Genomic DNA, 8,977 nt, shown 5'->3' on the forward strand with positions numbered 1-8,977 from the left:
TTAAATAAGGTTTGTAAAAATAGTCAATGAATCTAATATATAGTTTGATTTTTGAGAAAATGTTTCCGTTTTACTGCTTAGTAGTTATTTTTGAAAAGAATAACTGCTTTTGTGCTAAGTCAAGTTGATCTATTTTGAGCATATTCTTGATTCTTTTTTGTGATAATGCGTTATATTTTATAAACAGATTTGAGACAAAAAGGTTCATAAAATTACTATTCCAAGATAATTTTAATATTTATCTTTGCACAACCAAAATATGATATTGAAATGAATAATAGGGATTTGGTGTGCTTGTTTTTATTTGTTGTCTTGACGATTGGTTGCCGCCATGAACATAAGCATCCGGTCGATTTTTATTATTGGAAAGCCGATGTGCATATCGGCGAGACAGAAAGGAATTATTTCGACTCGCTGGCTTGTGAGAGGCTTTTTATCCGACTTTTCGATATTGATCTGCAAGAAGGTAATCCGGTACCCGTAGCTAAAATTAAACGGTTCGACGCGACGATTTTTCCGGCGGAATACGTGCCGGTCGTGTTTATTACGAATCGTACGTTTGCCGATATGACGGATGATAAGATCGCCGAACTTGCCGAACATACCTTAAAACTGATTCGGGACATCGCCACCGTCAACCGTTTTCCGGAAATACGCGAAATTAAGATCGACTGTGACTGGACGACACGTACCCGAAACGCGTACTTCCGTTTCCTCGAAATTCTGAAAGAGCGCTCGGCCAAGAAAATATCGTGCACGTTGCGCCTGCATCAGATCAAGGACAAGAAACAGACAGGCGTGCCGCCTGTCGACAAAGGTTACCTGATGTGCTACGCGACCTCCGATCCCACCGGGGACGATTCAGCCAACTCGATCCTTGATATCTCACTCCTCAAGGCTTATACCCGAACTATCAACGATTATCCGTTGACATTCGATGTAGCTCTTCCGCTTTACTCGTGGGGGATTGTTACGAACCATCTGGGCCAGAAGAAGCTCGTTAACGGACTTTCGGCCGACGATATGCAGCTGCCTTTCTTTCGCCGGACCGGCGAATATACGTTCGAAGTAGAGCAGGATTGTTTTTTGCACGGATTGTATATTAACAAAGGGTTCACGGTGAAGCTCGAGGAAATTACGCCTTCGTTGTTGACTGAGGCGAAACAATATTTACATCGCACGATAGACCATAATTACCGTATTGTCTATTTTCACCTGAGCGAAGGATTCTTAAAACGATTTACCATTCAAGAATTAAAATAATGATGAAAGCAAAAACATGTCTCTTTTTCCTGATTTTTATGTCAGTTGTGCAGCAGGCCCTCGGATGTGCGGGCGGTTATGAGCCCGATGCCGACTATTGCAACGTCTTTTCGCAGGAACTGATCAAAGACCCCCGTTATGCTCCTTTTCTGTTAAGCTACGGCAGTCCTTTTTACGAAAGTGCCGACCCGCAATGGAAAGCGCGCAATGCCAATATCGAGGAATGGCAGAAATACCTCGGACTGAACTATGATCAGGCATATTATTTAGTGATGAAAACTACCCGCGCCGATATACAGGCGCTCACGAAAGGCGGCCAAACGACCGATCCGGAGCTGGCCTTCCTTACGCCCGACTTCGTGCGGCGTCACAAACAAGCCTTGCTCTATCTGGCTTATGCCAAATACCTGGAGCCTTATATGCACATCGTCCGCCAGTCCGAAAGCTGGAACTACTATTCCGAATACAGCGACCTCGGAGAAGCGTCCGGACTGGATGAACAGAAAGTGACCAACGTTCTGGTACGTAGCTGGAATGCCGAGACGGATCGGGAACTGAAACTGCGCTACGGCTATCAGCTCGTGCGGTTCGCACATTACAACCGGAAATACAACGATGCCCTGACGCTGTTCGACAAATACGTCGAAACGCTCGATTATAAACCCGAGATGTATTACTATGCGCTCAGTCAGAAGGCAGGCGCACTCTACGGGCTCGGCCGGACACAAGAAGCCATCTCCGACTTTATCAAAGTCTTTACGTATTCCGTCGATCTGAAAAAATCGGCTTATGCCTCCGTTTTCCTCATCCATAACAATGACTATAATGAGAATCCGCAAACCGATTGGGACACGCAGCGGCTGCTGTCGTCCGTTCAGACGGACGCGGAACGCAGGTCGCTTTACTTTATGCTCGGATACAAGGCTTTCAATAACCCGCTGAATGAATTGGAAAAGATCGTCGCGTCCGACCCCGACGCCATCGAGGCGAAGGTGCTGATGGTACGCGCCATCAACGCCATCGAACGCGATGTGTTGGCCGACCGGTATTCCTATTCGCTGAAAGCGGCCGACAAACGGTATCCGTTACTCGCAGAGAAAGAAATCACAGACTTCTTGGGAGCATCGTACAAGCTATCTGCCGGGATGATCCGTTTGGCACACGAAAAAGATTTCTGGAACTTGACGACGGCTTACCTCTGCTTCCTGCGTAAAGACTTCGCACAAGCCCGTAACCACCTCGCGCAGGTAACGGCAGCCGATGCAACTTACGCACGTCAGAAAGACATCATCGCCGCCCATCTTTACGTCGCCGAACAGACGCAGATCAGCCCGGAGACCGAACGCACCCTCCAAGCTCAGTACGCGCCGTGGCTCGACCGCAACAATCCCTCGAACCGGACGTTCCTCAATATCCTTGCCAACCGTTACTATCTGCAAAAGGAATATGCCAAGGCTTTCCTGATCAGTAATACGCTCGCATCGGTGCAAAACAATCTCCAGCAATCGCTCCTCGACGAACTTGCCGCATTTCACAGCAAGAAGAACAAAAACGAATTGGAAACGTGGCTCGATGAAAACCTTCGGGACGATTCGTTCAACCTCCTCTACGGAACTTTTTTCCTGACGGAGGGCAACCTCGAAGCTGCCCATCGATATTTTCAGGCCGAGAAGCAAGCCAGAATATACGTCTCCGCGCGTATCTTCGGATATAATATCCGGGAGTGGTACAGCGGCGACGAGAAAGACGTGATGCGCAACGATTATCTGGCCGACTTCCCCTTTATCAAAGAGCGGATGAGTGAAAAAGACGTGACCGACGCATTGCTGAAGCTACGGAAGGCCGGCGAAAAAAACGACGCCGAGGCAGCCAAAGCCAATTTCCTGATTGGAAACTTCTTCTATAACGTCACGACAACGGGGTATTTCCGCCATTACCTCCGCTTCGATACCGACAATAGCTATTTCTCGGAGAAATATTCGGATTATAACGAAGAGAAAGCACAAAAGAACTATATGGCCGATCCCGAACAGACGTTCTATGTGATCTACGGCGACGCGTATTATCGCAATACGACCGACTTGGCCGGACAGTACCTGCAAAAGGCGCTCCGGCAGGTGAAAGACGACGAACTGAAAGCGCGGATTCTTTTCGCGCTGGCCAAGAACGAACTCGAACGTTCTTATAAAGGACAGTATTATTTCACGGGTGTCGGGGATTTACCTGCCGAAACGGTGAATTATTTCAATCAGCTTGTGCAGTATAAAGAAACAGCCTTCTACAAAGATGCCTGTACATACTGCAAATACTTCGACGACTATGTGAGCCGCTAAACCGATACGGCACGATACAGACCGGGCGGATACCGTTACTGTATCGTGCCGTCGATAAGGTGGAAGGGGAAAAATACTTATTGTTTTTCCGTCAGGTATTGCCAGAAGCGAACGGGCATATCCTGACGCTGTTTCCGCAGGTTGATGCGTTCTTTGATGGACATTGCCTTGAAGTAGCCGCGCCACAATTCTTGAAACAGCTTCTCGTCTTCGGCCATCAGCGATTCGTCGAGCCGTCCGCCCAACAGCCGGTCGTCGTCCGTAAATGTGATTTCGCGTGCCGTTTGCAGGTCGTAATAGTAGCCGTACCTGCGACGCAAGTCATAGATCACCCAAGGCTGGTCGGCAAAGCGGTCGGTGAAATGGTCGATGGTCAGGGGTAGCGCGTTATATATCGGTCGGACGGGGGCGAAGAACAGATCGTCGGCCGCTTTCTGAAACCGTACGAACTGCTTGAGGTAAAGAGCTTCATGGCCTACTTTGCGGGCAATCTTACCGACTTCCAACACATCGGCATCACCGAAGTTCAGGGAGATGTCGTGCTTCGTATCGAATGTTTTGCAGATATAGCGGAACAGCAGCTCGTCGCTTCCCGCAAGTTCCGACAGCCAAACGTGCATCAGCATGTTACAGGCTTCTTTTTTCAACTTGCGCTCGAGTGCCTTCCACACGCGTTCGGCCGATGTTTTTTGGGTCCACACCGTATAGACTTCATCCGTAAACAGAGGAGGCGTTTCGCCTGTTTTCATCAGGCGTTGCGGAAATGTTTTCCGGTTATATGCATCGAAAACGGCAGTCAGCAGCCCTTCGAAGGTTTTGTCGTAGAAGAAAATCACCATACGTCTTCTCCTATTCCGGCCACGGGATGGTCAGTTGGCGTTCGTCGGTCGCCATTTTGCGTTTCTTTGGTTCGGTCAGGATACGGCGCACGTATTCGGGCGTCACCTCATGCACCGTATTCACCGGTAACTCACGACAGGTGATGAAGTATTGCGCTTTCTTCATCACGATGCCGATCTTTTTCAGTTGTGCCGATGTGAGCCGGCCATAGCGGCGTGCGGCTACGATCAGCTTAGCTGACTTCACGCCGATGCCCGGCACCCGCAGAATCATCGAATAGTCGGCCGTGTTCACATCTACCGGGAAATGTTCGGGATGCCGCAAGGCCCATGCCAGCTTCGGATCAATCTCCGGATCGAGGTTCGGGAAACGATCATCGACGATCTCGTCCGCCCTGAACTCATAAAAGCGCATGAGCCAGTCGGCCTGATAGAGCCGGTTCTCACGTATCAAAGGAGCTTGCCTCAGGGCAGGCAGGCGTTTATCGTATGTATTCACCGGTATGTATCCCGAATAATAGACGCGTTTCATACTTGGTCGGCGGTACAGGGCGGACGAGATGGAGAGGATTTCCTTATCAGTCTCGGAGGTAGCGCCCACGATCATCTGCGTGCTTTGTCCGGCGGGAACAAAACGCGGAGCATGCCGGAACTTGCGCCGGTCTTCGAGGCTTTGCAACATGCCCTGCTGAATGTAGCGCATCGGTGTGAAGACGCTTTGAAAATCTTTCTCCGGCGCAAGGAGTTTCAGGTTTTGCTCTGTCGGGATTTCGAGGTTGACGCTCATACGGTCGGCATAAAGCCCTCCTTCGTTGACCAGTTCCCGACTGCATCCGGGGATGCTCTTCAAGTGAATATACCCGTTGAAACGATGCACCGTGCGAAGGTCTTTGACGACACGCACCATGCGTTCCATCGTATAGTCGGGGCTGCGCATGACGCCGGAGCTGAGAAACAGCCCCTCGATATAGTTGCGACGGTAAAACTCGATGGTCAGTTCTACCAGCTCACCGACTGAGAACGTGGCTCGCGGATGATCGTTGCTGCGACGGTTGATGCAGTAAGCGCAGTCGTACATGCAATGGTTCGTGAGCATGATTTTAAGGAGGGATACGCAGCGTCCGTCGTCCGTGAAGCTATGGCAGATGCCCATCCCTCCGACGGTATTGCCTAATCCGCCGGACGTATTTCTGCGCACCGTGCCGCTCGAAGCGCACGAGACATCGTATTTGGCCGACTCGGCCAGTATCTTCAGTTTCTCTAAAATCCCCTCGTTCATTGCCTCGCAAAGGAAGACATTCCGGGCGAAACAAGAAAAAACTTTAGCCCCGAAAATCTTCTTTTGTTGAAAAAAAACTTTGGTATGGCTATGGAGGTGTGCCGAAGATTTATTTGACCATCCCGATGTAGCTTCCGTACCCTTCGGCTTCCATCTTTTCTTTCGGAATGAACCGCAGTGAAGCGCTGTTGATGCAGTAACGCAGTCCTCCTTTGTCTTTCGGGCCGTCGTCGAAGACGTGTCCCAGATGCGCATCGCCCGTCGAGCTGCGCACTTCTTTGCGGATCATTCCGTGCGAGGTATCTTTTTTCTCTACCACTGACTTGCGATTGATCGGTTTCGAGAAACTGGGCCATCCGCATCCGGAGTCGAACTTATCGGTCGAGACGAACAGCGGTTCGCCCGTGGTAATATCGACGTAAATGCCCGGACGGTGTTCGTTCCAGTAAGCATTCCGGAAAGGGCGTTCGGTCGCATTCTCCTGAGTTACGGCATACTGTTCGGGCGTAAGCTGTTCGCGCAGGACGCTGTCGTCCGGCTTGACGTAGGATCGGGGTTTCTCCATCCGTGCGTTGCGTGCCAGTTTGAACAGCGACGGATCGATGTGGCAATAACCGCCGGGATTCTTGTCGAGGTAATCCTGATGGTAATCTTCGGCCGCATAGAAGTTGACCAACGGCTTTATCTCTACGGCTAACGGACGTTTATACGCCGATGCCAACCGGTTAACGGTTTGCTGAATGACCGGCAGGTCGGCCGGATCGGTGTAATAAATCCCCGTCCGGTATTGCGTGCCCCGGTCATTCCCCTGCTTGTTGAGGCTCGTAGGATCGATTGTTTTAAAGAACAGCTCGATAAGGAAAGGCAACTCCGCCGTGGCAGGGTTGTATTCCACCTTTACCGTCTCCGCAAAATCGGTCGTACCCGTACATACTTCCTGATAAGTCGGATTCTTTTTGTTGCCGTTAGCATATCCGACTTGCGTTGTTTTTACACCTTCGATCTGCTTCAGAAAATGTTCTGTTCCCCAGAAACATCCTCCGGCCAGATAGATTTCTTTCTCTTGTTGCTTATCTTTGGGGTTGGTCTGCGGATTCTCTCCGCCCGACAGTCCCATCATACATGTTGCCATCATTATTATCCAGTTCGTGATCATTTTTTACAGGTTTTAGTGTAGTTGATTTTCGCTTTCTTTTGAAGAACGGACTGCTGCTTTGTTTTATTGTGTCGCCGGTTTTGCAGGAACGTCATCGTTCGATGTTTTCTCTTTTTCTGATGGCCTTCAGCATGTGATGCTTGCTGCCGGCGCCCGGTAAGCGCAGCACTTCAAATCCGGCCTCGCGCAGAGCCTGCTTGACCGTTCCCTTAGCCGAGTAGGTGAGGAGAATGCCGCCGGGATGCAAGAGGCGAGAGACATGCTCGAAGATTTCGCGCGTCCATAGCTCCGGTTGGGCATCGGGCGAGAAGGCGTCGTAATAGACGACGTCGAACAGCCTGTCGGTTCGGTACGTTTCGATGCGGGTCTGTCTTTTTACGAAGCGGAATGAGGGAAACGCGATCTGTTGATCGTCGGCCGAGCGGTGCAGCGTAAGAAAGACTTCTCGTCCCGTTCCCAGCATGTCGGGGTAGTTTAGTCGCGTGTAAACAGACTCGGGAACAGGGTCAGGTTCGAGGGTTTCATAGTAGACGGTGTGGTTTGTTTTTTCTGCTTCGAGCATGGTCAGGAGCGCGTTCAGGCCCGTCCCAAACCCGATTTCGAGCACGTCGAGCTGAGGCTTGTCGCGGAAATGAGCAAAAGCCGGCGAGACGTATACATGCAGAGACTCCATGATGGCACCTTCGGCAGAGTGGTAGGTCTGTCCGGCTTTCGTGCTGAAGAGCGTATGCGACCGGTCGGAAGTAAGTTGAAGGCGCCTGTATTCCGGTTGTCGGTATGGTTCACTGTTGTTATTCATCGTCTGTTAGCTGTTAGGATATCCATCGCAAAAGTAGACATTAATCCCCAATTACACGATACACGGTGCGGAGCGTACAATATCATCAGAGACGCAAAAATTGGATGTCTCTACAACAAGCACTATTATAACAATTGACAATTAACCATTAAACTATATCAGGCTTACAGCCTTCCGCAGGAGTGGGTATTCTTTTTCCCCCAACGCTTCGCTACACATTGGGCTGAATTAATGTGCCCCTGCGGAGCTGTTACAGCGGTCAGCCAACAACATTCAGCGTTCGGTGTGCCGTGTAGGGGCGAACCATCTGTTCGCCCTTTTTTTGTGTGGTGTCGGGTTATCCGAACGCAAATAACGCAAATGGCGCGAATGGACGCAAATAACCGCCTTTGTCATTCCGAACACAGTGAGGAATCCCGCGGGGAAAAGGAAAAGAGATTCTTCGCTTCGCTCTGAATGACAAATGACCGAACGCAAATTTCGCGAATGGGCGCGAATACACGTAAATGAACGAAAAGTGAAAAACGAAAAGTGAAAAACGAAAAGTGAAAAACGAAAAGTGAAAAATGAAAAGTGAAAAATGAAAAGTGAAAAGTGAAAAGTGAATACCCGATGTATATTTTCGGCTCTATGTTGATTTGAGTGGGTAATGGAAATTCCTTCCTCCGTTTATGTAGTATACCATATCCATAAAGTTATTCACATTTGCGTATCCTCTAGCTCTTCTTTTGGCCAATTGCACTTTAGCGTTAAGACTTTCCAATACCCCATTTGTGATAGTTCCTTCCCGATGCTGATTTATGGGTTACCCACACGATTCAACACAGACCCATATTTTCATGCTTTCAGAAGGTCCTGAAACCTTGCCCAAGTACTTTTTCATACTTTCAGAAGGTTCTGAAACCTTCCCGACGAACATTTTCTGCTTTCAGAAGGTTCTGAAACCTTGCCCGAGTACTTTTTCATACTTTCAGAAGGTTCTGAAACCTTGCCCAAGTACTTTTTCATACTTTCAGAAGGTTCTGAAACCTTCCCGACGAACATTTTCTGCTTTCAGAAGGTTCTGAAACCTTGCCCAAGTACTTTTTCATGCTTTCAGAAAGTTCCGACACCTTGCCCAAGTACTTTTTTATGCTTTCGCAACCTTGCGACACTTTTTCGGCAATATACACTATATATAATGTATGGAAAAAAGAGCGGGGCAGGGAAGATATTCGTTATCTTCGCGTCATTATTCATTCATAAAAAATCACTACTGACCGACAAAAGTTTAGAATAAAAATAAGGGGCTCCACCGAAGCATTGCCC

The 8,977-nt window shown here is 49.2% G+C and carries 6 protein-coding genes and 1 pseudogene; 2 read left to right on the forward strand and 5 right to left on the reverse strand.

Features of this window, described 5'->3' with window-relative positions; translation table 11 throughout:
* The first annotated feature begins 270 nt into the window (after positions 1-270).
* Both ACTTKA_RS03300 and ACTTKA_RS03305 read left to right on the forward strand, forming a co-directional pair.
* A complete protein-coding gene (locus tag ACTTKA_RS03300) occupies positions 271-1,263 on the forward strand; it encodes a hypothetical protein (RefSeq protein ID WP_442723956.1) in 993 nt (330 codons plus the stop codon).
* Positions 1,263-3,596: a hypothetical protein gene (locus ACTTKA_RS03305; RefSeq protein WP_442723957.1), complete on the forward strand. Its 2,334-nt coding sequence runs from the start codon at positions 1,263-1,265 to the stop codon at positions 3,594-3,596. Before ACTTKA_RS03300 ends, ACTTKA_RS03305 begins: the two co-directional genes overlap by 1 nt.
* Positions 3,597-3,673: 77 nt before the next feature.
* On the opposite strand, the gene ACTTKA_RS03310 is transcribed toward ACTTKA_RS03305, so the two are convergent.
* The 5 genes and pseudogenes from ACTTKA_RS03310 to ACTTKA_RS03330 form a co-directional block, all read right to left on the reverse strand.
* Positions 3,674-4,435 (reverse strand): TIGR03915 family putative DNA repair protein, encoded by a 762-nt coding sequence (locus ACTTKA_RS03310; RefSeq protein ID WP_442723958.1) that lies wholly within the window; start codon positions 4,433-4,435, stop codon positions 3,674-3,676.
* A 10-nt stretch (positions 4,436-4,445) separates the two neighbouring features.
* Entirely contained in the window at positions 4,446-5,714 is a 1,269-nt protein-coding gene (locus ACTTKA_RS03315; protein WP_442723959.1) for a putative DNA modification/repair radical SAM protein, read from the reverse strand.
* Positions 5,715-5,823: 109 nt separating this feature from the next.
* Positions 5,824-6,834: a peptide-methionine (R)-S-oxide reductase MsrB gene (msrB, locus tag ACTTKA_RS03320; RefSeq protein WP_442723966.1), complete on the reverse strand. Its 1,011-nt coding sequence runs from the start codon at positions 6,832-6,834 to the stop codon at positions 5,824-5,826.
* A gap of 127 nt (positions 6,835-6,961) precedes the next feature.
* A complete protein-coding gene (mnmD, locus tag ACTTKA_RS03325; RefSeq protein ID WP_442723960.1) occupies positions 6,962-7,669 on the reverse strand; it encodes a tRNA (5-methylaminomethyl-2-thiouridine)(34)-methyltransferase MnmD in 708 nt (235 codons plus the stop codon).
* A 628-nt stretch (positions 7,670-8,297) separates the two neighbouring features.
* A pseudogene (locus ACTTKA_RS03330) lies at positions 8,298-8,456 on the reverse strand (transposase); the annotation flags it as partial.
* Positions 8,457-8,977 lie beyond the last annotated feature (521 nt).

Origin of the sequence: Tannerella sp., assembly GCF_052170195.1 — a bacterium.
GTDB lineage: Bacteria > Bacteroidota > Bacteroidia > Bacteroidales > Tannerellaceae > Tannerella.